Annotated in this window: 21 protein-coding genes; 2 read left to right on the top strand and 19 right to left on the bottom strand. The window is 38.8% G+C overall.

Going from position 1 to position 26373, the window contains the following annotated elements; all coding sequences use genetic code 11:
- Nucleotides 1–7 precede the first annotated feature (7 nt).
- Nucleotides 8–1042 (bottom strand): dTDP-glucose 4,6-dehydratase, encoded by a 1035-nt coding sequence (gene rfbB / locus IAG46_RS13720; RefSeq protein WP_190810960.1) that lies wholly within the window; start codon nt 1040–1042, stop codon nt 8–10.
- Between the two features lie 225 nt (nt 1043–1267).
- Here rfbB and IAG46_RS13715 point away from each other — a divergent pair, with 225 nt between their 5' ends.
- On the top strand, nt 1268–2401 hold the full coding sequence (locus IAG46_RS13715) for a hybrid sensor histidine kinase/response regulator (RefSeq protein WP_190810959.1): 1134 nt from the start codon (nt 1268–1270) through the stop codon (nt 2399–2401).
- Here the strand turns inward: IAG46_RS13715 and IAG46_RS13710 are convergent.
- The 18 genes from IAG46_RS13710 to IAG46_RS13625 all read right to left on the bottom strand — a co-directional run bounded on the left by IAG46_RS13710 (nt 2398) and on the right by IAG46_RS13625 (nt 24292).
- A complete protein-coding gene (locus tag IAG46_RS13710) occupies nt 2398–3606 on the bottom strand; it encodes a glycosyltransferase family 2 protein (protein ID WP_190810958.1) in 1209 nt (402 codons plus the stop codon). The two genes, IAG46_RS13715 and IAG46_RS13710, sit on opposite strands and share 4 nt — an antisense overlap.
- A 12-nt stretch (nt 3607–3618) precedes the next feature.
- Entirely contained in the window at nt 3619–4254 is a 636-nt protein-coding gene (locus IAG46_RS13705) for a DapH/DapD/GlmU-related protein (protein ID WP_190810957.1), read from the bottom strand.
- Nucleotides 4255–4267: 13 nt separating this feature from the next.
- Nucleotides 4268–5461: a glycosyltransferase gene (locus IAG46_RS13700; protein ID WP_190810956.1), complete on the bottom strand. Its 1194-nt coding sequence runs from the start codon at nt 5459–5461 to the stop codon at nt 4268–4270.
- A gap of 1 nt (nt 5462) precedes the next feature.
- Complete coding sequence (locus IAG46_RS13695; protein WP_223826712.1) at nt 5463–6620, bottom strand: glycosyltransferase family 1 protein; 1158 nt, start codon at nt 6618–6620, stop codon at nt 5463–5465.
- Between the two features lie 6 nt (nt 6621–6626).
- Nucleotides 6627–7835: a glycosyltransferase family 2 protein gene (locus tag IAG46_RS13690; protein ID WP_190810955.1), complete on the bottom strand. Its 1209-nt coding sequence runs from the start codon at nt 7833–7835 to the stop codon at nt 6627–6629.
- A gap of 18 nt (nt 7836–7853) precedes the next feature.
- Entirely contained in the window at nt 7854–8822 is a 969-nt protein-coding gene (locus tag IAG46_RS13685) for a UDP-glucuronic acid decarboxylase family protein (protein WP_190810954.1), read from the bottom strand.
- 7 nt (nt 8823–8829) lie between these two features.
- A complete protein-coding gene (locus IAG46_RS13680) occupies nt 8830–10182 on the bottom strand; it encodes a UDP-glucose/GDP-mannose dehydrogenase family protein (protein ID WP_190810953.1) in 1353 nt (450 codons plus the stop codon).
- A gap of 50 nt (nt 10183–10232) precedes the next feature.
- On the bottom strand, nt 10233–12158 hold the full coding sequence (locus tag IAG46_RS13675) for an LruC domain-containing protein (RefSeq protein ID WP_190810952.1): 1926 nt from the start codon (nt 12156–12158) through the stop codon (nt 10233–10235).
- 195 nt (nt 12159–12353) lie between these two features.
- Entirely contained in the window at nt 12354–13046 is a 693-nt protein-coding gene (locus IAG46_RS13670; RefSeq protein ID WP_190810951.1) for a hypothetical protein, read from the bottom strand.
- Between the two features lie 111 nt (nt 13047–13157).
- Nucleotides 13158–14057 carry a glycosyltransferase family 2 protein gene (locus tag IAG46_RS13665; RefSeq protein WP_190810950.1) on the bottom strand — a complete coding sequence of 300 codons (900 nt, stop codon included), beginning with the start codon at nt 14055–14057 and terminating at the stop codon, nt 13158–13160.
- 11 nt (nt 14058–14068) lie between these two features.
- Entirely contained in the window at nt 14069–15553 is a 1485-nt protein-coding gene (locus tag IAG46_RS13660) for an O-antigen ligase (RefSeq protein ID WP_190810949.1), read from the bottom strand.
- On the bottom strand, nt 15550–16896 hold the full coding sequence (locus tag IAG46_RS13655; RefSeq protein WP_190810948.1) for an oligosaccharide flippase family protein: 1347 nt from the start codon (nt 16894–16896) through the stop codon (nt 15550–15552). Before IAG46_RS13655 ends, IAG46_RS13660 begins: the two co-directional genes overlap by 4 nt.
- A complete protein-coding gene (locus IAG46_RS13650) occupies nt 16896–19244 on the bottom strand; it encodes a hypothetical protein (protein WP_190810947.1) in 2349 nt (782 codons plus the stop codon). The genes IAG46_RS13655 and IAG46_RS13650 overlap by 1 nt, the downstream gene beginning before the upstream one ends.
- 3 nt (nt 19245–19247) lie before the next feature.
- A complete protein-coding gene (locus IAG46_RS13645) occupies nt 19248–19985 on the bottom strand; it encodes a TolC family protein (RefSeq protein WP_223826711.1) in 738 nt (245 codons plus the stop codon).
- A 7-nt stretch (nt 19986–19992) separates the two neighbouring features.
- A complete protein-coding gene (locus IAG46_RS13640) occupies nt 19993–21219 on the bottom strand; it encodes a sugar transferase (protein ID WP_190810945.1) in 1227 nt (408 codons plus the stop codon).
- 1 nt (nt 21220) lies between these two features.
- Nucleotides 21221–21586, bottom strand: coding sequence for a response regulator transcription factor (locus IAG46_RS13635; RefSeq protein ID WP_097046729.1), 366 nt, complete (start codon nt 21584–21586; stop codon nt 21221–21223).
- A gap of 196 nt (nt 21587–21782) precedes the next feature.
- Nucleotides 21783–22823 (bottom strand): hypothetical protein, encoded by a 1041-nt coding sequence (locus tag IAG46_RS13630; protein ID WP_190810944.1) that lies wholly within the window; start codon nt 22821–22823, stop codon nt 21783–21785.
- An 11-nt stretch (nt 22824–22834) separates the two neighbouring features.
- Nucleotides 22835–24292 carry an MBOAT family protein gene (locus tag IAG46_RS13625; protein WP_190810943.1) on the bottom strand — a complete coding sequence of 486 codons (1458 nt, stop codon included), beginning with the start codon at nt 24290–24292 and terminating at the stop codon, nt 22835–22837.
- 336 nt (nt 24293–24628) lie between these two features.
- Between IAG46_RS13625 and IAG46_RS13620 the strand changes: the two genes are divergently transcribed.
- Nucleotides 24629–26365 carry a T9SS type A sorting domain-containing protein gene (locus IAG46_RS13620; protein WP_190810942.1) on the top strand — a complete coding sequence of 579 codons (1737 nt, stop codon included), beginning with the start codon at nt 24629–24631 and terminating at the stop codon, nt 26363–26365.
- Nucleotides 26366–26373 lie beyond the last annotated feature (8 nt).

Genomic DNA, 26373 nt, shown 5'->3' with positions numbered 1-26373 from the left:
TGGGGTTTTAAACCAAACTTTTTGTCTTGTTATGGATGAACTTGTTTAAATACCAATCGATGGTCTTATCAATTCCGCTCTCAAAATTCTCATCGGCCTCCCATCCCAAATCATTTTCAATTTTTGAGGCATCAATAGCATATCTAAAATCATGCCCTGCCCTATCTTTCACATAGGTGATCAAATCTTTATATGATCCTTCAGATTTTGGATGTTTTTTATCCAGTATCTCGCATACGGTTTGGGCGATGTACAAATTATTTCTTTCGTTCCGTCCTCCAATGTTATACGTCTCTCCAGAAACTCCATTGTCATAAGCCAGCGCAATGCCTTTACAATGGTCTAAAACGTACAGCCAGTCCCGAATATTGGACCCATCTCCATAAATTGGGATTGACTCTCCAGCCAATGCTTTTCTGATGATGGTAGGAATCAACTTTTCATCATGTTGTTTTGGCCCATAATTGTTGGAACAATTGGTGGTCACCACATTCATACCATAGGTATGATGGTAGCTTCGGACGATAAAATCGGATGATGCTTTTGAAGCGCTATACGGACTATTTGGTGCGTAGGGCGTAGTCTCCATAAACAAGCCTTCTTTGCCCAAAGTTCCATAGACCTCATCCGTGGAAACATGATGGAATCTTGAATTTTTATAGGCTTCTTTATATAATCCAGGGCTTACCATCCAATATCTTTTGGCTACATCAATCAAATTGAAGGTGCCCAAAATATTGGTCTGCATAAATGCATCTGGATTGGTAATGGAATTATCTACATGCGACTCAGCCGCAAAATGGATAACCCCTTGAATATCATATTTTTCAAAAATCTTTTCAATAAGTTTTCTGTCGCAGATATCTCCTTTGATAAAGGTGTATCGCTCATGCTTCTCCACCTCTTTTAAATTCTCCAAATCACCAGCATAGGTAAGCGCGTCGATGTTGATTAAATGGACATCCGTATTCGCTTCTAAAAAATAGGGCACGAAGTTGGATCCAATGAATCCTGCTCCTCCTGTAACTAAAATATTTGTCATGCAGATTGTAATTTCGTATTACTTATTTTGTAAATATAATCCTACTTTTTGTGCGCGTTCAATTATTGTTGTGAATGGCTGGTTTTTGTTGGTGGAACACTTTAATATAAGTTTTAAAGCTACATAAACCTATTTATATAACCGTAATATTCGCTTTCTGACAGGTTATCCTGAAAAACCTAAAATCTTTTTCCTACTTTAGTAATAGACTCTTTTATACCTTAAATGGAAAACCAAGTTACGGAAAAACCTTATATCCTGGCTGTGGATGATGAACAGCTAAACCTTGAACTTTTACGATTTATCTTAGAACGGAATGACTTTCAATTTGAGGGCACCAGCGATGATGATTACTTTTTCGAGCTTTTAAAACAGAGAAAACCCGATCTTATTCTTTTGGATGTCATCATGCCCCGCATTGAAGGTTTTGAGCTGTGCGAACAAATCAAGGCAATTAATGCATACAAAGACATTCCTATCATTTTTCTTACAGGGAAGGTCAATGTAAAGGACAAGGTTAAGGGTTTTGAAGTTGGCGGGGTTGATTATGTGACCAAACCCTTTAACGAGCAAGAACTAATTGCACGTATCCAGACCCATGTTGAATTGATTCGTGCCAAAAACCAGATTGAGGAACAAGCCCAAAACCTAAAACAATCCAATGATCTTAAGGATCGCATGTTTTCCATAATTGGTCATGACCTTCGTTCCCCACTGAGTGCTGCCAAACTCAAGATGGACTTTATCATGAGAGGAATCATAGATCCAAAAGATGATAAATTCTTAGATGAAACTGTTTATGATTTGTTGAAAACTATGGATGAGGCCCTAAACCTACTCCAAAACCTTTTGGGCTGGGCAAAATCTGAAAGTGATCAAATCCAGATGATTCCAGAAAAATTGAACTTGAACGATTTGGTTGAACAGACCTTCCGACTTTTAAAACTGGGTAGTGATCATAAAAAAATTGAGATGCAGAATAATGTCCCAGAGGAGGTTTTTGCCTTTGCGGACAATAATATGATCAAAACCGTACTACGGAATATTCTTTCCAATGCCATAAAGTTTACACCTCTGGATGGCGTTATAAAAATCAACTCAAAACAAACTAAAGAGCATGTGGTCATTGAGATTGAAGACAATGGCAACGGAATACCGAAGGCAGATATCAAAAAAATATTGAATCCTAACGAACATTTTAGCAAATTGGGTACGGAAAAAGAACCCGGTACTGGATTGGGGTTAATTCTTTGTCAGAATTTTGTTCAAAAAAATGGAGGTAATCTAAAGATTAGAAGTAAAGTTGGAGAGGGAAGTACATTTTACTTTGACCTTCCCATCTATTCGGATCAGGATTAAGCCACAGCTTCAGTTCCCACATCTCTTTTTGCGCGTTCCCATTTTACAGATTGATTTCCCTTTATGTATCGGGAAAAACCAAGGTAAACCGATAGATTCATGATAAAGAAGTAATAGGGAATAAAAAGTATTTTCAAGCGAATCTGCCTATTTTCCAAAAACCATCCTGTCAACGCTGCAACATAAAACAAAACTTGCCCCCAAAACAAAATACTGAACAACCCGAAGTAGAACAAGCCCTCATTTTGTGCGAGGATATAATTCATTGGAATAATCAAAAGTAACAAGAGCGGTGTCAAGGTCCAACGCAATACGCGATGGGAAATATACTGAAATGACAATGTTCCATATTTGAAAAAATTCAGCAAAGCTCTCAATCGAACTACAGATTGAATGCCACCTGCAGAAATCCGTACTTTGCGTTTGAGCTCTTCCTTTACATTGGCGGATGCAGTTTCAATCGCATAGGCTTCAGGATTATATTGAATGGTATACCCAGACATGGCCACTCGTAATGAAATGATAAAATCATCCAACAAAGTATCCTTTTCTACCTCTTGCCATAATTCTGTTCGAATAGCAAAAAGTTCTCCCGCGGCCCCAACTACCGAATAGAGCTCCGCATCCCATTTTTTTAGTTGTGATTCGTATTTCCAGTACATCCCTTCACCAGCACCGGCAGCGCTATCCATTTCTTTGGAATAGATGCGTTTTTCCCCAGAAACACATCCCACTTTTGGATTTCTGAACAATCGGACAATCTCTTTAATGGAGTTCTTGCCCAAATCGGTATTGGCATCTGAAAAAATAACAATTGGGGTTTGTACAAATTCAACTCCACGATTCATGGCCACTATTTTGCCGGCCCTTTCATCTTTATGATAGACTTTTACACCATCGTATTTTTTGAGTAAATCGGGAGTGCCATCATCTGATCCATCAGTCACCCAAATCTGGGTTACTTTTTCTTGAGGATAATCCAAACTTTGAGAGTTTTTTACTTTTTGATCTAGAAAGTCCTTTTCGTTAAAGGCAGTGACAAAAAGTGTCACTTCCGGTTCATAATCTTCATTTCCATGGAAAGGTTTAGCCAACCCAAATATCCTTCTCAACTTTATGATCAAGAATAACAGTATTCCATATCCCAAATAGGAATAAAAAATAATGAACAACGAAATCCAAAAAACTACTTCTAGAAAATTCATACTGAATCTGTTTTAAACTGCTACCATTTTCTTGGGAACACGTTCCCATTCCCCTGTACTGTGATTGAACGTTTTCATAACTCTAGCTGGATTTCCAACTGCCACGGAATAATCTGGAATATCTTTGGTGACCACACTGCCACCGGCAATAATGCAATGCTTTCCAATGGTGATTCCGGCTAGTATGGTACTATTGGCTCCTATCCAGGTTTCTTCTCCAACAACAATTTCTGCTGTTGAGACTCCCTGTGCATGGATGGGTTGTGAAATATCTTCATAATTATGGTTGAGTCCGGAAAGCACAACATTTTGTGCCAAACGCACATCATCTTTTAAGGTTACCGGTCCAATTAGCGTGTTGCCAAGACCTACTCTGGCCCTTGCTCCAATTTTTACGGCTCCAACTCCGTTGTTCACTGTGGAAAAATCCTCAATGGTAGAATTTTCACCCAACTCAAAAGTATTCCAGGGTAAAACATCCATCCGGGTTCTTCTGCAGATGGTTGCTCCCTTTCCTTTTTTGTGATAAAAGGGATTCACAAACCATTTGACCCACAATCTTGGTCTTGCCTGATTTCTGGGCACCAACAGCCAATGCACAAATTTTTTAATGGCATCGTTATTCTTGATTTTATCCTTTAACCCCATAATCTTGAATTATTTATGCCGATTTTTTAATCGCATCATAAATCGCACGCACGTTGTTCTCCCAAGTATGGCTTTTCGCAAATGCGATACGTTTCTTTTGCAACTCTGGGGAATCCTCCTCCAAAGCTTTTTCTGCGAGTTCGATGTATTCTTCTTTATTTGTCCCGAGATACACATGTTCTTTGAACATTTCCATGGCCTTGGTCTTGGTTGCCAAAGTAGGTTTTCCCATGGCGAGGTACTCATCAATTTTTCGTGGATAATTTCCAATAGTCCAATCGTTGATTACTTGAGGGTTCATTGCTACGTCAAATCCCTTTACATAATTGGGAAGTTGGGACGAATCCTTACTTCCCAAAAAGAAAACATTATCCATCTGATGCAAATCGGATTGTCCAAAATCGTCATCCTCCGGACCAACTAAAACTATGCTCCAATCTTCTTTCATATTGGCCATGTGCTCCAAAAGCTCGATATCCAAACGCATGCTGGTCAAATAACCAACATAACCAATAATGGGTTTTGGAATGGAATCAAATTCTTTCGGAATTTGGATATTACCATTTTCGTCGTTAAAAAGGGAAACATCGCATCCTTGACCAACCATAAAACTGTTGGTATTATATTTTAATCCATATTCCGCATAAAGCGTAGAGTTGTTCACTACCACATCGGCTTGCTGAATAACATGGGGTTCGATACGTGCTCCGTGCTTTCTCCAATAAGGGACTTTGATCAAGTAGTCGCGCATGTAATAGGTGTAACTTTTGGGCTTTAAAAAATCCCTCAAATACAATCCCAAAAACATGGAACTGTCGTTAAAGAGCAATATATCTTCAAAGCCTAATTGATTCATTGCTTCCAAAATATCATTGGAGAAAACCTTAGAATTTCTTCTGTTGAAAATTTTAAATATGGGATGAATGGGAATCCAATTGATAGATTCTGTCATCGATTTTGGATAAAGATTCCAGAGATTTTCTTGTATTTGAACCAGCCCATCTTCCTCTCCATTTTTTATTCTGATTCGTTTTTGAACCTTTTCAGTGTTTTTTTCTCTTTTTAAGGTCGCCCTATCCAACGGTGGATTCACATAAAGCACTCTGTTATGTTTGGCAAATTCCATGGCAATGTTCTTGCAATTGCTTCCAATTTCAATGTCCCAAGCTTGTATGCCCACAACAACAATGTCTTGATCTTTTATCATATCAACTGTTTTTTAGTTCACGATGGACATCTTCATATAGTTCCAACACATTTTTTGCCATGGTTTCCCATGAAAAGTGCTTGGCTCTTTCAATTCCCTTTTCTGAAAGTACATTGGCCAACATTTTATCCTCAATTAAGTTTCTCATGGCCTCGGTTATTTCAATTGGTTTTGAAGGATCCACCATGAGCGCAGTGCCTTCACCTGCCACTTCTGGCATGGACGACGTATTTGAGGTAATCACCGGAACCCCGCAAGCCATCCCTTCCAGAATTGGAATACCAAAACTTTCGCGAAGTGAAGGATATAGAAATATAGTGCTCTGGCTTATAATGGCGGGCAAATCGGTATTGGGCACATATCCCGTTAAATGAATCAACTCTCTTATTTCTTGTCCCCCAACGGAATCTAAAAGTTTCAGAAGTTCTCCCTCATCATAGTCAAGCATTACAAGCTTGTATTTTTTAGGATAAATTTTGTTGAAATCTGTAAAGGCCTTTAACACACCTTTGGTGTTTTTCTTGGGATCGGTATTTCCTAAAAAGAAAAAGAAGTTGTCGGGCAAATTGTATTGCTCCCGAATGGTTTTTAACCGAGTTGTATCGGTAACCTTTTTAAAATGAGATCCCACACCGTTGTAAATGGCAGTCAGTCGGTTATCCTTGAATCCAAAATGATTGTTTATCCGTTCCTTTTCATAATTGGAAACCGTAATCACTTTTTTGCTTTTTCGAATGACCGGGGGCACAAAGTACCTTCGGTACATATTGCCCAATTTTTGATACCAAGTGCCTTCCTTTTTGAACAAGCTGATACTTTCCAGATAAATAATATCATGTAAAGTGGTGACAATGGGAACCTTTGAAAACAAAGGCCCTGTATTGCTTGTACAATGTAGCACATCACAGCCTTCTTTGTAGGCCGCTCGCGGTAGTGCAATCTGTTCCCATCCAGGGTATCCCCATTTGGAGTCTAACTCCACTATTTTAAAGTTGGGTACATCAGGAATGCAGGTATCGTCGAAATCTGGTTTTACAAAAACTACATATTCGTTTTTTTGGTCTATTCTTTGGAGGTTTTTGATCAACTCCAAAGCGACCATATCCATACCGTGCTTCTTTTTTCTGAAAAGACGTTGTCCTTCTATTCCAATTTTCATGTGTTCTTATTGACTGTTAATGGTCCCGTGTTGGGTATGAATAAACTTTTTATTTGCTCCTTTCAATTTGAACAGAGACAGAAACATTACCATAAATGCTTTGGGAAGTGTCAGTAAGGCATTGAATGTAGCCTTGCTGTAAAATTTCTTTGGAACAGCAAATGCAAAGGCAAGTATGACCAAACCAAAACTAGCATACCAGAATATTTCAGGTATTGCCATTAGGTTGGATGGCCAAATCAAATTCAGAATAAAGTATGTGAAAGTGATTAGCGAAACCAGTCCCAGCAAAAGCACTCTTGGCGGGGAAACCATTTGGTAGACTTTATCGAAAAAATCAACATTGCCTTTAGTAATCAGCTCTCTTAATCCAGGGACAAAATAGCGTCCGAAATAGACAAATTGCGCCGAAAGCCAACGTTTACGCTGATTGGCAAAAACTTCAGATTTTTGAACTTTTTCATCCAAAACCAATGCATCGTTAAGGTATTCAATCTTGGTCCTGTTCTTAAGTAGTTTTAATTCCAGTTCTTTATCAAAACCACCTACGGCATTCACATTTGCCATAGTGCTTTTGAAAAAATAATAGTCAAAGGCCATGCCGGATCCGATCAAGGCGGATGAAAGTCCAACAACCCTGTGCCCCTTTCGAAAAATGTGGTTGTTAATCTCCTCGCTGATTGCATCAAGAATGGCGAAAGAAGTATTTGTGTTTTTGGCAATACGATGTCCTTGCACCACTTTATATCCTTGATTAAAAGACTTATTGATTTTTTCAACAAAACCTTCTTCCATAATATTGTCCGCATCTAAAATCAAGGCTACGTCATAATCATCGCCGATGACTTTCATTGCTTGATTGAGCGCCTTGGACTTGGTACTTTTTTCAAAGGAAACCTCTACTACCCTTAAGGGTAATTTTTCAAGATTATACAAAGTCTCTTGCTGAAAAGAATCTGCTATTATAACTACCTCAAAAAGGTCGGCCGGATAGGTTTGTTGAAGTGCTTGTTTGGCCACATCAATAATGACATTGTCTTCTTTATATCCTGGTATAAGCACTGCAAACTTCCGCTGCTTGTGTAGAATTTCTTTCCTTTTTCGCGCAGAGAAAAGGCCAGCAAAGGAAAAAATGAAAACATAAATGGATGCAAATCCAAAATACCCTATTAAAAGGATCTCCAAACTATTGACCAAAATTTTGACTACATCCATATTATGTATTCGTATTTACTACCCTTCTACTAATTCTTTGATGGATTTTTCCTTAAGCAGGTTATCAAAGTACTCAATGGTCTTTCCAAGACCAGCCCTAAGATCCACGCTAGGCTCCCATCCCTCGAGCTTTTCCTGTGCCAGTGAAATGTCCGGCTTACGCTGCATAGGATCATCCGCAGGTAAAGGCAGATGAATAATCCTTGATTTTGATCCAGTTAGATCAATAATATTTTCTGCGAGCTCCAACATGGTAAACTCTCCTGGATTTCCAATATTGATCGGTCCGATAAAGTCATCTTCGGTATCCATCATCTTGATCATTCCATCAACCAAATCACTTACATATTGGAAACTTCGGGTTTGCATTCCATCGCCAAAAATGGTGATGTCTTTTCCTTGAAGTGCTTGCATTATGAAGTTGGAAACCACTCGACCATCATCTGGCTCCATTCTTGGGCCATAGGTGTTAAAGATTCGAATGATCTTCACCAAAACGTCGTTGGAATTGTGATAGTTCACAAATAGGGATTCTGCACAGCGTTTCCCTTCATCGTAACAGGATCTGACCCCGATGGGATTCACATGCCCCCAATAATCTTCAGGTTGCGGATGCAATTCTGGATCTCCGTACACCTCACTTGTAGATGCTTGTAGGATCTTTGCTTTGATACGCTTGGCCAGTCCCAACATATTTATAGCGCCCAAAACAGATGTTTTTATCGTCTTGATCGGATTATGCTGATAATGTACCGGTGAAGCCGGACATGCCAGGTTATAGATTTCATCTACTTCCAAGAAATAAGGCAAGGTTACATCATGCCGAATTATTTCAAAATAGGGGTTATCCATTAAATGGACTATCTTACTTTTTCTTCCGGTGAAGTAGTTGTCCATACTCACTACTTCATTGCCTTCTCTTAGGAGTCTTTCACATAAATGAGAGCCAACAAAACCTGCCCCTCCAGTTACCAATATTCGTTTCATTGCTCTATTAAATGTTTATGGTTTCTTTTTCTGTACTGTTCACTACACTTCTACCAATGCTGTAGTATGCAAATCCGAGTTCTCCCATTTCTTCTGGGTCGTAAATGTTTCGGCCATCAAAAATTAGTTTCTCGTTCATCAGTTTCTCAAGAATTCGAAAATTCGGCATTCTGAATTCAGACCATTCGGTGACCACGATCAAGGCATCAGCTTCAATAATGGCATCGTACTCGTCTTTGCCATATTCTATTTTATCACCTAACATGCGCTGGGTCTCTTCCATGGCAACAGGATCGTAGGCTCTTATATTTGCACCCAAAGCCTTCAATTGTTCTATGATCACAAGCGATGGTGCTTCACGCATATCGTCGGTTTTTGGTTTAAAGGACAATCCCCAGAGGCCAAATTGTTTGCCCTTTAGATTTTCACCGAAATGCGCCTTTATTTTTTCGACCAAAACAGATTTCTGTCTGTAATTGACGCTCTCAACGGCTTTCAATACTTCTAAAGAATGCCCATATTCATCCGCTGTACGAACCAAAGCTTGCACATCTTTTGGGAAGCAACTTCCACCATATCCTGTTCCAGGATAGATGAATTTATTTCCAATTCTTGAGTCTGAACCGATTCCTTTTCGAACCAAATCCACATTAGCGCCCACCAGTTCACACAGATTGGCGATGTCGTTCATAAAACTGATTTTGGTCGCTAGCATAGAATTGGCTGCATATTTGGTCATCTCTGAAGAGAAAATATCCATAAACAAAAGTGGGTGACCATTCATTAGGAATGGTTTGTACAGTTTACGCATGACCTTTTCGGCGCGCTTGCTCTCAATTCCCACTACAATACGGTCTGGTTTTAGAAAATCGTCTACCGCACTTCCTTCTTTAAGGAATTCCGGGTTTGATGCTACATCAAATGGAATACGAACGTTCCTATTTGCCAATTCTTCTTCCACAGCAGCTTTTACCTTATAAGATGTTCCAACGGGTACGGTACTTTTGGTGATGATTACTTTGTAATCTTCCATATGTTGACCAATTTCTCGAGCAACTCGCAATACATATTTTAAGTCTGCACTTCCATCTTCATCTGGCGGGGTTCCAACGGCAATAAAAACTGCGTCGCTGTCCTTGATCCCTTTTTTGAGGTTTGTGGTGAAGGAGATTCTGCCTTTGTCAATGTTGCGCTCTAAAATCAAGTCGAGCCCCGGTTCGTATATGGGAACTTCTCCGTTTCGGAGTTTTTCTATTTTTTTCTCGTCAATATCTACACAAACGACATTGATTCCGGTCTCTGCGAAACAAGTTCCTGTGACCAAACCCACATATCCCGTTCCAATTACTGTTATATTCATAATTTGATATTTCTTTTAAGGTTGATTTTGTTATTTACTTTTTATCACTATTATTTTACATACCAATCTAGGTTTTGTGTACCTCCAGAATTTGCCCAATTCACAAAATCGGGATATTCCTCACTTATGGATACCGTTTCACGGGGAGGCACAAAGCCTTCATAAATATTCAAGGCCCATGGAAGGTTCATATTAGTTTTATAGTACCTATCGTTGGATGGATTGCTGAAATCGTCTGCGCTACCCAAAAACATGGCCTTACTTGTAGGTGGTAAATCCGGCAAGTGTATTTCTTTGCCCCTAATTCCATCAGCTATTAGAAATGCATTAAATGGAACTTCTCCAAGGGCATCAACCGAAACGGGATTAGCGAAGGTAATTTCCATGTTTATTGTCTCTCCTTGTCTACCAATTACGTTACCAATTACAAAAACAACAGTTTCATTTGTAGCCGTTCCAGTTTCTGTTCCATTTGCATCAACACTGATATAATCAGCGTTCAAAACCTGCCCTGTAATGCTTGAAATGCTTGAAGGTGCCATCGGAAATGTAAAAGCAAATCCATTTTCAAGATGTCCACCAATAGATTCAATGGTAAAAGTTGCTTGTATTTTGGTAACCATATTATCAGCATTGGCCATAAGGTTGAAATTGTAATCCATAGCCAAGTCGTTAAAATCATAATCCCCAATGTGTGGCCATAAGTCTTCAAAGACCATTTTTCCGGAAGAATTGATTGAAGGAGCAAAATTGTTAAAGGCGAGATTAAAATCGAATGGGAAATCGTCTAGCGTATTATCAACCCCATCTACATCTGCATCGTTGGCTACATCAAGCGTTGCAAAATCCAAAACTTGGACAGCACCAACAGGGTTTGAGGTAATATAAAAAAGTGAATCGTTAAAATCTCCATCGTCCCCATTTCTAGGACCATCTTCAATACCCAAAACAGCAAGATTACGGCTTGGGTCGTTCAACAATACCATTTGTGATTTGTTGTTGTTATCGGTATTGAAAGTTTCTTCGGAATAATAGGTATGTTGTCCCTTTCCCACCTTGTTTCCTTTCCATCCATTGGAAACCACAAACCAAGAAACCACCGTATTTGCCGGAAATCTTCCTAGATGAACCTTATCTCCTGGAAACAATCCGCCTCCGTCACCATTCATCGAGGCATTTGGAAAAATAACTGTATGTGCCGTAATATCGTCTGGTGAAGCTGGTGCTAGTCCTACAGGAAATGTATAAAATCCCAATGTGTTCTTCCAAACAGCGCTTTCGGCTACAAAAGTTACCCAAACATCGGCTTCTTCCGTAATAACCAAATTAGTTTCTTTATTGTCCAAATACTCTGGATGAAGGTCTTTTACATTTTGATTTTCGGGGAGTGATGCGTTTATATCATCCAACAATTCTTGAGTAATCACATCAGGTGTTTCCATAATATCCGGAACACCATTGGAGCTATGACCGCTTAAAAATTCGAAATCGATATCACCAGGCGGTTTGTTGTTTTTTGCCTTTAAAGCAATGCTTCTTAACTTGCTTGAAACCGGGTTGTTACGATCATATAAAGTATTGTAGTCAAAGCTTATACTATTGTTTATAATGGGAAGTCTGATCAATGGGGTCAAACCTAAATAATTTGTTGAAATGAGTACAGAATCAGTTTCTACACCTAGCTGAAATTGTTTCTCAAAATGGCCATTATCATCAAAATTTGCTTTGGCGAAGGCAAGGCTATCCTGATTCCCCTTTTTTCCGTACAAAGTAAAAACTGCGTTATCCAGAAATTCGGGGACGTCCAAAGAAACTGTAACACTTCTACTTGTTGAAAAGTCAAAATCTGAAGGTATATCAAATGCAGATAATGGACCTTCTACTTCAGCAGGTGGGTCCAAATCATTTTCATTCACACATCCATATAAAATGGACAGTAACAGGGATAAGATTGTAATTTTTACACTTTTGGGCATAAAAGTAGGTTTAATAAATATTTGTAAATATTATCCTACATTTTAAGAGAGAAAAGTATTTGTTGTAAAGTATTGAATTCGTGTTGTCAACGCACAACAAAGGGGGTTTTTAAACAGCTTTTTATCCATTTCTTGTTAAAACCCAAACATTTACGTCAATGTTCTTAATCCAATAAAAACGTACAGTGTTTTAACCTATTCCTTATGCTCAATGTATAAAAGCTGCTCTTCTTTGTTTAAAGACAGTGCAACGTTGTTTCCATAAAAATCTACCACCTCTTGCAAGTTAACCATGATGAAATCCTCTGCTGAAAATACATATTCACCAGGTTGCGTTGAGGTTCTAACCGTGAACGATTTTTTATGGCAATTTTCCGAAACCCTGGATTTATTGGTTTTCATATTGGTTTCCCACCTAATATTGAAAGCCTCTTTTAAGCTAGAATTTGTCAATCGTACCATGTTCACGTGAATCTGTTCTCCAATCTTGCCTGTACTTTGATTTTTAAATGATTTTTCAAAACATGGCGAACTGCCAGAGGTCACATAACCATCGGAACTCTTCGCTGGGACATCATGTACTTGAAAATTACCACAAAGCAAATCGACTATATCCTTGAGTTTATCTGGAGCAACATAAAGTTCACCATTATCTTCGAAAACTTGTATAAATGGAAAAACCGTAGGATTTTCTTCTCTCTGAATATTAATATTCATGAGATAAGAGCCTCTTTTTGAATAGACATATATTTTACTGTCTTTTTCTAAAATCAGGTTCACAAAACTGTTGTTGGTCTCACTGGCCGACATCAAATACATTAAAAATGTACAAAACAGCACTCCTCCAATAAAAATAAATGAAGAAAACGATTTCTTTTTCCCAGTCATATTGCATGCATTTAGCATGCTAAATGTAAAAAACAGACAATCTTATAGGGTTTGGAATTGACGAAAGGCAAATTTGCCTTGACGTATTAAAGAAAACACTAAGGGATGGGCCTATCCTATTTCCGTCCTATGGGTCAGATTCCATGAAATCGCTTTCCAAAATGCCTTAAAGTGTGGAAATTCATTTTTAATCAGAAATTGTAAGCTGTTTTTGGGGATGGAAACAAAGCATTGAAATAATAAACTTATACCAAGCTGCAACGGTTTAAAATTCCGTCTTGCGAACAATATTCTATTTCTGGAAATATAGTAGGTCTTCAACGGACTGAATTTGCCTGTCGAGACCGATTCTTTGTGCAGAATGTAAGATGCTGGCTGATAGAATATTTTGTATCCCGCTCTCTTGATCATTTCGGCCCAATCATGCTCTTCGTAATATAAAAAGTAGATTTCTGTCATCATGCCTACTTTGTCCACCACAGTTCTGGGCACCATCATGGCAGCACCGTGAATGGATTCTGTTTCTCCTTCCGTGTCAAAACGGCCATCATCCTTTTGATGGTATCCAATACTGTTATTGCGAATGGTCCAGTGATTCATAGGCGTATAACCGGCATATTGTATCAACTCCGGGTTCCAATGGAACTTTATCTTGGGACTCACCATCCCAATGGTTTCATCTTCTTGTAAGGTTTGAACCAATGGTTCAATAAACCTTTCCGGAACAATGGTATCATTATTAATAAACAGTAAAAATGCTCCATTGGATTGTTTCACACCCAGATTATTCCCTCCTGCAAATCCAAGATTCTCCTTGCTTTTTATCAAGCAAACCTCAGGAAATTGTTCCTTGATGGTATCAGGGTTATCATTTGGGGAAGCATTATCCACCACTATCACTTCAACATTGGGATAGGTCAATCCCTTTAGGGATTGCAGCATTTCCAGAGTGACTTGCGATTCGTTATAATTTATGGTGATAATGGACACCAATGGAAATTCTTTTGTCATAAGTTCTAAATTTAGGCCGCTATAGCCAGCTCTTCTTGTTCAAGTATTTCTTTTTCTTGCTGAATTTTTTTGTCCCACTTTGGTGAAAGGAAAATGAAAACCATGCCCACATACATTAAGATTCCTGTGGGAAACTGCCCAAATACCCCATTTCCATATGAGGCCAACATTATTCCTGCCATACCGCAGACCAAAGCTGTTACCTGTCCTTTTAGCCAATCGTCACGTATTTTAAACATACAATTGTAAGCTCCTGTAATCAAAACAAAGAAGAGAATGAACAAATGCAGCCACAGTCCAACAATTCCCATATCGGCCCAAATGGCAACAAACCAACTATCCGTTGCGGTATTTGCCAAAAAGGTATGTGGTGTAAATCGTTGCCCCCAGTTTCCGGTGGACCCTATACCTCCCCCAAAAGGTCTTGAAGCGAGATACCCTGATAGTTTACGTTGGTTGTCCAACCGTACCTGTAAAGAAGCATCATTCGGGTCAAATGCGGTACGCATTCTTCGAATCTGGTCGTTGTTATTTCCTATGGTTGTGTATTTGAAAAAGACAAATATTGCAATCCCGGCCATGGCGCCCAATACAATGCTGGGAATGTGTTTTCTCACAATAATGAACATCACCCCGCCCATTGCAGGAACAGCGATAGCTCCTCTAGTTCCTGAAATAAGCATTCCATAAAGTCCCATAATAGCCACAAGCCCAAAAAAGGCCCTAAGCTTAAAATTATTTTTTACGAACAGCGTCAAAATCCCAAAAACTACTCCAGTATGTCCCTGTGATGCACCAAATTGACCTGCATCTGAATAAAAGGAGAAGATTCGCAATTTTCCAAAAAGAATATGAGTAACTGCCCCGCCTCCATCCAACCAAGCTTGTTCAAAAGAGTCAACACCAAGGGTCATCTGCAGGATTCCCTTCAAAGTTCCCAATAGACTGATTACTCCCCAAATCATAAATACGGTCATCATGTCTTTTGGTCGATTGAATAGGATAAAGCACAAAGGAATAATCAACCATTGGTACAGTGCTATTCCCCTCATGGCATAAAACCAAGCTTCGATGCTGACTGCTTCGGGATTTACCGCTTGCATCATGGCATATCCAAACCAAATACTGACCAAAATGGTCAATTGCGAACGGGCATTGTTCCATGGAATACGGATTCGAAACTCTTTGAAAAAAAGCGCCATATACATCATAAACAACAATCCGTCTATCATCAATCCCCAAGTACCAGGCAAGTATCTTGAGATTCCCGTTACAAAAAAGCTGAAAGCTATTATAGTTATGATTCCAATTCTTGGACTAAGAAATAAATTGATCACATATAGCATTCCCAAAGGGAAAGCAATAATTCCAACTCCTGCAATAATACCTTTGGAGGCAATGAGCAAAGCAGATGCAATTGCCAATGAAAACAGGGTTAGAATCGGTAAGGGTTTCTTCAGTAAATCTTGGCCATATGTTCGTTCAAACGGATTCATGGTACCAAATAAGTATTTAGGCTTTTAAAAAAAAGTATCCCTTCGGGAAAAATGCGTTTGGATTGAATTTGAATCTCTTTACGCAAATAATAAAAGCCGAGAAAGATTCCTATCAAGGTAAAAATCACCGTTCCCACCGCAACCAAAGCCAATGATTCGAACACGAAAACCGCAACAAAATCAACCACAATATTTGCCAAAGTCATAATTATGACCTTATTCAAGTTTAATCTGGGCCTGTTGATGCTATCTAAAAGCACTCCGGTAAACCTATCAATCGGAAGCAAAAGTGTGTAAAGGGTAAAAATTCTAAAAATCAATGTCAGCTGAGGCAATACTTCGAGATATTCATTTCCTCCCAAAATGAGCACAAGCTCTTCGGCCAAAATGAAACATGCGATAGAGATTGGTACAAACAATAGGGTAATTGCGCCGGAATAGGCATAAAACGTTTTCCGAACTCCCTGCATATCGCCATCAATACACTTTTTGGACATTCTTGGATAGGCCGTCATGGTAAAACTGCGCAATGGAATTCCCAAAAGGTCCGTAAGTTTTAAGGGGATGGCATACATTGCTATTCCTGCCGAACCCAAAATTGGACTCAATCCGATAATGAAGGTATCCGCACTTTTTAATAAACTGGACCCTATAAGGGTTCCCATGGAGTATTTTCCAAAGTTGATAAGCTCTTTTGTGGTCTCCTTTTCAGCATGTTTTAGATATAGACATCCATCCCATTTCTTGACAACACACCAAATACTTGACATCATATTTACGGCTAAATGCACCCAGAGAATTTCAAGGATTCCCAGATGCAACCACCATTGGTTCAATATCAAAAAAACCACAAACAACCCAATATTGGAAAGACGTACAAACATCATTCCGGTAAAATCTTGTTTGGCTTGAAACAAGGCCATGGAATTGTTCCAACTTAAATTGGCCAATGCTAAAATGGGGTACCAGGTTAAAAAGAGGAGGTAACCATAATTTATTTCGGCCCCAATCTGTGATACAACTGCATATAATGCCCAGCAAAAAGCTGTAATGATTCCCAAAAGCTTAAGATTGATCTTAAAGCTGGAACCCATCAATTTCTTATAATCTTCTTTTTTTGCTCCAGATAATAGCCTTACGGATGAAGTTTGGGTCAACCCAAATCGTAAAAGATCTACAAAGGTGGCCAGGGTAACATATAAGACCCAGTCACCGAACAATTCCCTGCTCAGTTGTCTGGTCAACAACATAAAGCTCATTAATCCCAAAGCAGCGATCAACACATTGGTCATTAGAGAGCTCATGTTTTTTTCCCGTGCTATGTTCCCCAATCTTTTCAACATTACGCTATTGATTTTTTAGTAAAGAATCGGAGTTGCACCAAATTTTTCATCCATTTTCTAAATCGTGATCGTTTTTTGGGCAGGTCTCCAACAACGGTTTCCATTTCAAGCACTTTTACCCCATTTAGGATAATTGTGGGTTCAGGTCCTGTTGTTGCTTCGGTGAACACTTTCAATGCATTGGCATCGGCCCTGCTCCATGATCGGTTTGCGCGAGCTACCAAAAAGGAAAAATCAATGGTTGCAGCCAATTTTACCGGAAATGGATTCTTGATGATGCTGGGTAACTCAAGTATCACAAAATCGAAAAAGTTGAAGTCTAAAATTCGTCGAGAACTATCAAACTCTTCTATGGTAGAAATTTTATATAGTTTATCGGTAACCTCATAAACGATCTGCGCATAATTGTCATCTATTGGTTGTACTTCGCATTGAATGTCAAATTCATTCATTGCTTGCTGATATCGTTCATCGATAACCTCAATTTCATATTGATCATTGACCACATAAGAAATAGCAGTATCGCGTCGATGTGCCATTTCAACCTCATATGGATCATAGGTAATGTGTAGGATTTTGTATCCGAGCTCGCACAGTTTGGTCACCAAATGTTCACATATAAAGGATTTGCCTTCATTTTCCTGTGTAGAAAAAACCATATTGATCACAGGGCCTTCGGGTTTTTTCTTGAATTGGTTCAGAATCATGTTTTTTGATATGGCATTTACTGCCTTATTGGTCAAGTATTCAAAATCAATTTTCTTGTTTTTCTTTGAAATAACAGGGAAAATTGAGGAGACTGCAAGTCCAATTTTTTCCTCGGCCCGTTGTGCTGTGTTCAAATTGCCATCCAAGAACTCAAGGACCAACACTGTTATTGCTACCAAAATAAATCCGAATACGGCTCCCACTATTACCAATATCATCCGTTTGCTTGGATTTGGTTTTATTGGAAAAAATGGGGTTTCAGTAATCTTTAGATTGGATTGCAATTCAACGTTTTGCTGTCTTAGTTTGGCCAATCCCAAACTGTGCAAAAGGCTTAAATATTCTTGTTCTTCAATGTTGATTTTTCGCTCTAATTTTTTCATTGTCGCACCTAAAGGTGCATACCAGGTGTATAGTTCGTCAAACTCAATACGTTTTTGATCTAATATTTTGAGTTCGGCCTTGGCTCCTTCGTAGGTAATGGTATTTTCCAACCAATCGCCAAGAATGCTTGATGTTGCCACTCCGTTTTTATCATGATCCACAACAAAGACTGTATCAACCGCTTGCTTAAGTTGAGCCTTGACTGCCTTCAATTTTTTTGTTGCTTCCACGATTTTTATAGCATTTGTAGCCTGCACGGTAGAGTCTCGTGAGAGATCGAGGCTTTTCATGGAAATGGTGTAGTTGAGTTGGGCCAATTCGTCCCGTAACTCTAGAATTCGTTTGCTTTGAAGTCGTTTTTTCTCGTGTGTGCCCAGTTTTTTCTCCAATTGAGGAAGCACTGCTTTTGCAGCATGATAGCGTTGCTGAACCTCTTGGTATCGTAATTCAAAATTCTCTCTACGCGAAGCCAATTGTTTCGTCTGCTCGTAGTAGTTCATTATTTTGTTGCCCTTATTGAAATCCAACAGCTCTTTTTCGGCTGCGTTAAGCTGATTGGTAGTTCTATCCAGTTGATTTTCAAAATAGCTGACAACGGCATCTGATTGGTTGGCCTTGATATCTGCATTGGCCTTTATAAAGGTTTCGGTTAAAATCAACAATGTGTTCTGGCATATTCCTGGGTCTTCGGATTGATAGGAGATATCCACAAAATCACTAATGGAAATACGCCTTACCCCAATCTTTTCCAATATTTTACCAACACTGTAATCTGGATGTTCAAGATTCAATAGTTCATTGATGAAGTTGTCGTGACCTTCTTCTTGATAGGTCAAGAAATTTTCATAGGTTTTTTGCAAATCGCCTTTAACCACAAGAGCTTTCACATCATCGGGGACAATTTCCATCAATTCCCCGTATTTTTTCTTTGAAATTATCCTTACATCGGCACTATCCAAAAGCATATGTTGAGCAAACAGCTTAAGTGCAACGGTTTCAATGGTCGTTCTCGATTTTATAAGGTTCAAAAGGTTGTCATAGGCGATATTAGTCTTGCTGTAGTCAAATTTTGTATTGTCCAGTTCAATCGTAGACCCAGTAGCGAATGCAGTATAGATTCTAGCTTTGGAATCATAGACTTTAGGCTGGTTCTTGGTTAGAATAAATACCAGACTTCCCAGCAAAATGGGAACTGATATCAGCAACCATATATGCCGAAGTAGGATTCTAACAAAAAACAGCAGATTAAATTTCATTCTTTATATGTTCAGTTTTATTCCCACTAATTCTTCCAACAGAAGAATAGCAAGGCTTAATTCTGATTTTTGTGCTTCGTGGGCAACTATTGCCTCGTTGAGCATTTGACTAAGACGTGTATATTCGGGCACAGAAATAATCCCATTTTTATATTCGGTTTCCGCTCTTAATGCTTGAATTTTATAGGTGTCGACTATAGATCCGTACACAAAGAGCAATCGATGCGCTTTAACCAATTCGTTGTAACGTACTATTACTACCTCACGAAGTTTGGCTTTGTCCACCTCTTTTTCATACACTGACCTTTCTGCTTCGGCCTTTGCGGATCTTATGGTGTTTTTCCGATTGAGGATTGCCGAAATGGGTATTTTTAAGGAAGGCCCGAAGGTATATCTGTCCTGTTCAGTGGAAAATAAGGTTTGACTAGCCTGTGGAGCTCCTGATAGCTGGGATGCGGTAAGGTTGTCATATACTCCGTAACTGTACACAGCCTCCAAATAAAAATAATCAAGCCATCTGGTCTGTGCCAAACGTTGTCTGGCCTTCCAGTATTTTTGGTCAGCATCGCGATATTTGAGATCGGGAGATTTTTCGTGTGCCAGGGTAATTAGGCTATCCAGCGATGGTAGCACCTTGGTAATATCATTTTTTTCAAGGTTTTTGGCTATGAACTCGTCTATTTCTTGGCCTAAGGCCACATTGCACAGCAGCAACAAAAGCGCTATTGCAATATATTTCATTCTCATTTTATACATTTTCTTTTTGGAAAACTGCCTTAAAGGTTCGAAGTACAATCCACATATCAATCAAGAAGGCATACTTACTATTTGCATACTTCACGTACTTGATATCCAATTGCTTTCGTTCTTCAGGTGACATTTTTGATGATCTTCCCCTGGCTTCAACTTGCCAGAGACCTGTAATTCCTGATGGGCCATTGAATCTTTCGGTCCACTCATCCGTTGTCAGCATTTCAGCCTCATACAAAGGCAAGGGGCGATTGCCGACAATGGACATGTCTCCTTTTAAGACATTGATCAGTTGCGGTAATTCATCAATGCTCAGTTTCCTAATTATCTTTCCAACTTTGGTTATTCTAGGATCGTTATCAAATTTGACAAAGGCACTTTCTGCACTTTGTTTTCTTTTTTGATTGTGCATGGTTTCATCCACTTCGCTATCATCACCAATAAGTGTGGTTCCTTTTTCAGGGTTTTGTTCTGAAGTATTGGTTTTTGCTTGTTCAACATCATTATGCACATATTGATTTAAATGTTGAAATTCCTTTAAACGTTTATCGGCATCTGGATACATAGATCTTAATTTTAAAAAATTGAAAATCTTGTACCCGGTACCTACCCGTTTTGAGATGTAATACACTTTTCCTTTGGACTCTAACCGAATGGCCAAGATCACAAGTAATAAAAATGGTGAGGCCAACAAAAGAACCGTAGCGGCTACGGCAATGTCAAAGCTTCTTTTCCAAAACCCTATTTTGTATTCTTTAATTCCTTCTTGACCTGAAGATATTTTTTGTTCCCTGAGGTTTGATTTAAGTTCCTTCAAAAAATTAATTCTTTCCAGAACCTGTTCAAAACTTATCGGGTGAATAAAAATATCATCGAACCCCCTTTCAAGGGCCTCTAACTTGTCTTCCTTGCTTACCTTGTCGCTCAATAGGACAAAAGGTATTTTCTTGGCTGGATCAAACACTTCCTCAACGTATTCTTCGAACTCATTTAGTGTTTTCAGAGGAATGTTTCGCTCACAAAGAATTGCATCCACGGTCAGGTTTGCGTTTATCCATTTTTTGGCCTTGAAATCGCAATTTTGATGTAGCCAACGTATGGCACCGACACCTGTTTGCGAAGCATTGACCTCAACACCTTCGGAAAAGCGATGGAACTCATCTGCGAACCTTTTGTTGGATCCCAAATAGAGTATCCTTGTTTTATTCTTTGTAAGTATTTCCATGCTATTGTCTAATTAACAGCTTGTCCACCCTGATCATTAATTCTTCGGGATTGAATGGCTTCACTATATAATCATCCGCACCCAAACGTAAGCACTCCACACGATCAGAACTACTGTCCCTACAGCTTAGCACAATAATTGGGATATCGGAAAAGACACCTGATTCCTTGATTCTTCGAATCAACTCAAATCCGTCCATCTCGGGCATTTCGAGGTCAGTGATTACCAAATCGGGTAAATTACCGGCCTGTAGCCATGAAATAGCGGCCAAACCATTTTCCATTGTTGTTACCGAATGGGATTGTCCCAAAAATTGGGCAACGAGTTCACTCAGTGATTGTTTGTCATCTACTACCAGTATTTTCATGATATCTTAATTTTGTAGTATTTATTATGGTTTAAAAGTAGGATTTGTATTACTTTATATAAATTGAATGTTGTAAAAGCGGGCCTTTATGTGGTGAGAGGTTTTAATTGTGATATTGGGTTAGGGCAGCAATGAAATATGGCACAAGTCCATCAAAGTTCTTACCCGTTCATTTTTCTAGAAAATAGTGTGTAATCTATTGGTCAAATTCCAATCCCGTCAAAGAATTTTGGGATTCAAAAAGTGTTTTGCTCACGTATTGTTTAAGTTCAAAAGTGAACTTTTCTCTTCCTTTTTTATTGAGATGTGAGGCATCTCCAAAGTAGGTGTCATCATAATATACCAATGCGGGATTTATAAATTCGACCTCGGGATGTTTTCTTTTTAATGCCCTATCCATTTGTTTTACTCCTTCGCGATATTCATCACTCAGCGCTCGATACGAAGTCCTGTTCATGGGTAAGGAGACATACATAACAGTTACACTGTTTTTCTCGGCTAGTGCAAACATCTTTTCCAACGATGAAATCAACACTTTTTTTGGTGAAAAATCTATCCGTTTCGCCTCGACATTTAAATCGTTGGAAAAATCAGCTCGACCAAAGTCAAAACATCCTCTTCTATTTTTTATTTCTTGGTACACATTGTAGTTGGTATAACCTCGTAATAAGAAAGATTTACTCAGTTCAGTTCTTAGCTCCGTGGGAAATTTAAAATAGGTTTTGTACGCCCGCCGTATCAAGGTGTTTTTTTCTGATTCCTCAAAGTTTTTATCACCTTCATATGTCCAAAAAATCTCATTTTCGGTATTCAATTCGCTAAAAATTTCATCAATCTCATCAAGGTTATAGAAATTATATTTTACCTGTCTATCCCAAAACATTTCTGATTGTTCAAAGTGTATTGGGGCATAGGACACAACAATGGTATCCACTTTTTTTCCCGCTTCAAGCATGCGTTTTAAGGAGTAATACCCTTCCATTGGTGTGCCACCTCCCAAGGCCAAATTGTAGTAATTGGATCCAAGAGCATCTGGATTGATTCCGGCAATAACCCTACTATCTCCAATTATAAGGTTACTGAAGGTATTATTTGATTCCATGACCTCCATTTTACTTTTCCACATGGGATATTCCGCATTGAAATAATGGAATGGCAGAAATAGACATATGAGGTACATAAGTACAAACCAAATTGCGGCAAAAGCCAATACTTGTTTGATCAAATTACGTATCATGGTGTATTTTTTTAGAATTGGAAATAGATAAATTCTTGTTCGTTTCCTGAAAAAATGAAAATGAAACTCCATATGATCAAGTAGAAAGACCAACGGTAAACTCTCTTGTTCATTCTCACCCTCAACCCTTCAATGGCATATTCATTTTCACGACCCATCCATTCAATAATCAAAAAGAAAATCAACAGCGTAAAAATCAGAACCACCTTAAAGCCCAGGTATCTATCAAATTCAGGTATTGTAAAAAGGGTACTTGAAAATATATCGGAGATATAGGTAAGTGCATGGCCCAAGTTTTCGGCCCTAAAGAAAATCCAGGCCAGAACCGTTAATGTAAAGGTTGTTGACATGGCCCACACCTCCTTGATTGAGGGCAGTAATTTTCCTTTTGCAACAACTTCTAGATTATTTCTATTCTTATTCGTCAACAATAAAGGTAAAAAATAGATGGCGTTTAATGCTCCCCAAACAATGAAGGTCCAGTTGGCCCCATGCCAAAATCCGCTGACAATGAAAATGATGAATGTATTCCTGATTTTCATAGAAGTTCCTCCCCTGCTCCCTCCTAATGGGATATATAAATAATCTCGAAACCAGGTGGAAAGTGAAATATGCCACCGTCGCCAAAACTCGGCAATATCCCTGGAAAAATAGGGGTATGCAAAATTGCGTTTTAGATTGAAACCAAAAAGTCTTGAAGTACCGATTGCTATATCTGAATATCCAGAGAAATCGCCATAAATTTGGAACGTGAAGAACAAAGCGCCCAACACCAACATACTTCCGGAGTAGTTCTCAGATCCATTAAAAATCATATTGGCAAACTCGGCGCAATTGTCAGCAATCACCACTTTTTTGAAAAGACCCCAAAGTATCTGACGCATGCCATCCGCAGCCTTGCTATAGCTAAACTTTCGTTTGACCGGAAATTGAGGTAAAAGGTTTGTGGCCCTCTCGATAGGTCCCGCCACCAGTTGCGGAAAAAAGCTTACAAATGCCGCGAAGGCAACAAAATCTTGCTCCGGTTCCAACTTTCTTTTATACACATCGATGGTATAGCTAAGGGTTTGGAACGTATAAAAACTGATTCCCACAGGTAAAATGATATTCAAAGAGTTGGCATTCAATTCACTTCCGAAAAAAGTGAATGCCGATACAAAATTGTCCAGGAAGAAATTATAATATTTGAAGAAGCCCAAAAAACCAAGATTCACAAATATACTGGTCCATAAAAGTACCTTTCTTGCATTTTGTTTTTCTTGTTTGACCAAAGCTGTACCAATCAAATAATCAGCCATGGTGCTGAAAATTATCAACGAAAGAAACCTCCAGTCCCACCATCCATAGAACAAATAACTGGAAGCTAAAATCAATAGGTTTTGGTGTTTTAAGTTCTTGTTAAAAACATACCAATAAAGAATAAATACCACTGGTAGGAAAATGGCAAATTCAAGGGAATTAAAAATCATTTCTGCTTATTTACATCTGTATTATTGAAATACAAAACGTAATTTCAATTTTTTATGTAAGTTTTTTCCTATTTATGTTGTGTATGACCCATTAATGTATATGAAATTCCCAACGACATAAATCAATACCGTATTTCCTTCTTACCGTTATGAAATATGGCAGTATCCAATAATTTGTTATTCGTCCATACTACTAGTTAATAAAATTAAAATGTGTAGGATTTTTATTACATTGTAGTTATCTTTAACATTCCCCTCCAGCTTCCCCCAAAACCTATCCGTGCTTTTTTGGCATTTGAATAGATACATGGCATAGAACAACCAAAACTATATATTATGAAAAATGGATTTTTACTCTTGGCTTCATTGCTATGGGCCACCCTCACTTTTGCGCAGAACTGTAACTGCGATGTTACGCTTACCGGACTTTCAGCGACTTCTCTTAACCTTATTTGGGCATCACAGGTTACTTATTCTCCCGGGGACACCATCTGTATTCAAGCCGGGAATTATGCTGGTATTCGGTTTTATGATTTTGAAGGCACAGCCGCTCAACCGCTGATTATTAAAAACTGCGGCGGGAAAGTAGTATTAACGGAAAGCGTCTATACTGGAATCTCTTTTAAAAAAAGTAAGTACATCCGATTGACAGGAACAGGTGATTCTTCCCATACCTATGGCATTGAAATAGCGGGAACAGGTGGCGGAGCGGTTGGTATTTACGTAGAGAATTTCAGCACGGATATCGAAATAGACCACATTGAAATTTCTTCTGCGGGTTTTGCAGGTATCATGGCAAAAACAGATCCCTATTGTAATGATCCAGATACATGGCGAGTGAATGGATTTGTATTGGAAAATCTGGATATTCATCACAACTACATTCACGATACTGGTGGCGAGGGCATCTATGTTGGCTTTACCGGTGGATATAAAATCAACTCTAACCGAAGTTGTAACGGCACTAAAATTTTTGGGCATTGGTTGAAGAATGTCGATATCCACAATAACATCATTGAGGATGTAGACTGGGATGGAATTCAATTAAACTTGGTTAGCGAGAATGGAAAAATTCGAGACAATTACATAAGTAATTATGGCCGTGACAATGTGTATTATCAAGATTTTGCTATGAGCATCGGGGGTGGAATCTATGAGGTTTACAACAACACCATGATCAACGGCTCTAGCGGAAATGGCCAAGGCATTCAATTTATAAGCGCGGAAAGCGGAACCAAAATCTACAACAACGTGATTGTGCGTCCGGATTTTCATGGCATATTTATGCACAACAGGCATGAATTTGATGATATAAATGAAGGCTATTATATTTTGAACAACACCATAATAGAACCGGGAGATTCCGGTATGTTGTACAATACGAAAATTACCGAGACCAACGATCCAGCCAAACTCTATGCTTCGCAAGATGAAGTTCCCTCCTATTTTGTGAATAATCTGATCGTAGATCCGGGCAATGATTATGAGGGGAGCAATACATGGAAACAAAATCAGGAAAGTTATTTTGATTTTAATGACCGATCTGCTCGGGATAGTTTGCTATCAAATATTTACAATAACATTATGACACGGCAAATGGATACTTTGGGCTTAACGGATATTTTAAATGACGATTACAGCCCCAGTTCAGAAACTTCAGATGTTGTGGATGCCGGCTCCAATGTCTCATCTTGGGGTGTAACTTTTGATTTGGAGAACGAATCCAGACCTTCAGGGTCTGCATTTGATATTGGTGCGTACGAATATCAGGTCTCTGGAGGTACTCCGTTAAGAGCAAGGATTCCTGATGAACCGGAATTGATCGATGATCTTCCAAAAAATTATAGATCTACGGTTTTTTATCCCAATCCCACAAGGTCAGCCTTTTACCTCAACAATAAGGAGATGAAGAACCCAACAATTCAAATTATCAACCTTGATGGCAAGTTAATGTACGAGGGCAAATACACGATGGGAACACCTTTTAATGTGGAAAGTTATCGTTCTGGGCTTTATTTTATAAAGATAATAGCTGAAGAAAAGTCGGAAACCCATCGACTTATAATTAGGTAGTAAGAACT

Origin of the sequence: Flagellimonas sp. S3867, from assembly GCF_014698935.1 — a bacterium.
GTDB lineage: Bacteria > Bacteroidota > Bacteroidia > Flavobacteriales > Flavobacteriaceae > Flagellimonas.
Note: the sequence above shows the minus strand (reverse complement) of the source record. Positions and strands in the feature narration are given on the sequence as shown.

What these genes read in the sequence shown, in the direction of transcription:
- rfbB (WP_190810960.1), bottom strand. Translation starts at nt 1,042, where the DNA reads ATGACAAATATTTTAGTTACAGGAGGAGCAGGATTCATTGGATCCAAC.
- IAG46_RS13715 (WP_190810959.1), top strand. Translation starts at nt 1,268, where the DNA reads ATGGAAAACCAAGTTACGGAAAAACCTTATATCCTGGCTGTGGATGAT.
- IAG46_RS13710 (WP_190810958.1), bottom strand. Translation starts at nt 3,606, where the DNA reads ATGAATTTTCTAGAAGTAGTTTTTTGGATTTCGTTGTTCATTATTTTT.
- IAG46_RS13705 (WP_190810957.1), bottom strand. Translation starts at nt 4,254, where the DNA reads ATGGGGTTAAAGGATAAAATCAAGAATAACGATGCCATTAAAAAATTT.
- IAG46_RS13700 (WP_190810956.1), bottom strand. Translation starts at nt 5,461, where the DNA reads ATGATAAAAGATCAAGACATTGTTGTTGTGGGCATACAAGCTTGGGAC.
- IAG46_RS13695 (WP_223826712.1), bottom strand. Translation starts at nt 6,620, where the DNA reads ATGAAAATTGGAATAGAAGGACAACGTCTTTTCAGAAAAAAGAAGCAC.
- IAG46_RS13690 (WP_190810955.1), bottom strand. Translation starts at nt 7,835, where the DNA reads ATGGATGTAGTCAAAATTTTGGTCAATAGTTTGGAGATCCTTTTAATA.
- IAG46_RS13685 (WP_190810954.1), bottom strand. Translation starts at nt 8,822, where the DNA reads ATGAAACGAATATTGGTAACTGGAGGGGCAGGTTTTGTTGGCTCTCAT.
- IAG46_RS13680 (WP_190810953.1), bottom strand. Translation starts at nt 10,182, where the DNA reads ATGAATATAACAGTAATTGGAACGGGATATGTGGGTTTGGTCACAGGA.
- IAG46_RS13675 (WP_190810952.1), bottom strand. Translation starts at nt 12,158, where the DNA reads ATGCCCAAAAGTGTAAAAATTACAATCTTATCCCTGTTACTGTCCATT.
- IAG46_RS13670 (WP_190810951.1), bottom strand. Translation starts at nt 13,046, where the DNA reads ATGACTGGGAAAAAGAAATCGTTTTCTTCATTTATTTTTATTGGAGGA.
- IAG46_RS13665 (WP_190810950.1), bottom strand. Translation starts at nt 14,057, where the DNA reads ATGACAAAAGAATTTCCATTGGTGTCCATTATCACCATAAATTATAAC.
- IAG46_RS13660 (WP_190810949.1), bottom strand. Translation starts at nt 15,553, where the DNA reads ATGAATCCGTTTGAACGAACATATGGCCAAGATTTACTGAAGAAACCC.
- IAG46_RS13655 (WP_190810948.1), bottom strand. Translation starts at nt 16,896, where the DNA reads ATGTTGAAAAGATTGGGGAACATAGCACGGGAAAAAAACATGAGCTCT.
- IAG46_RS13650 (WP_190810947.1), bottom strand. Translation starts at nt 19,244, where the DNA reads ATGAAATTTAATCTGCTGTTTTTTGTTAGAATCCTACTTCGGCATATA.
- IAG46_RS13645 (WP_223826711.1), bottom strand. Translation starts at nt 19,985, where the DNA reads ATGAAATATATTGCAATAGCGCTTTTGTTGCTGCTGTGCAATGTGGCC.
- IAG46_RS13640 (WP_190810945.1), bottom strand. Translation starts at nt 21,219, where the DNA reads ATGGAAATACTTACAAAGAATAAAACAAGGATACTCTATTTGGGATCC.
- IAG46_RS13635 (WP_097046729.1), bottom strand. Translation starts at nt 21,586, where the DNA reads ATGAAAATACTGGTAGTAGATGACAAACAATCACTGAGTGAACTCGTT.
- IAG46_RS13630 (WP_190810944.1), bottom strand. Translation starts at nt 22,823, where the DNA reads ATGATACGTAATTTGATCAAACAAGTATTGGCTTTTGCCGCAATTTGG.
- IAG46_RS13625 (WP_190810943.1), bottom strand. Translation starts at nt 24,292, where the DNA reads ATGATTTTTAATTCCCTTGAATTTGCCATTTTCCTACCAGTGGTATTT.
- IAG46_RS13620 (WP_190810942.1), top strand. Translation starts at nt 24,629, where the DNA reads ATGAAAAATGGATTTTTACTCTTGGCTTCATTGCTATGGGCCACCCTC.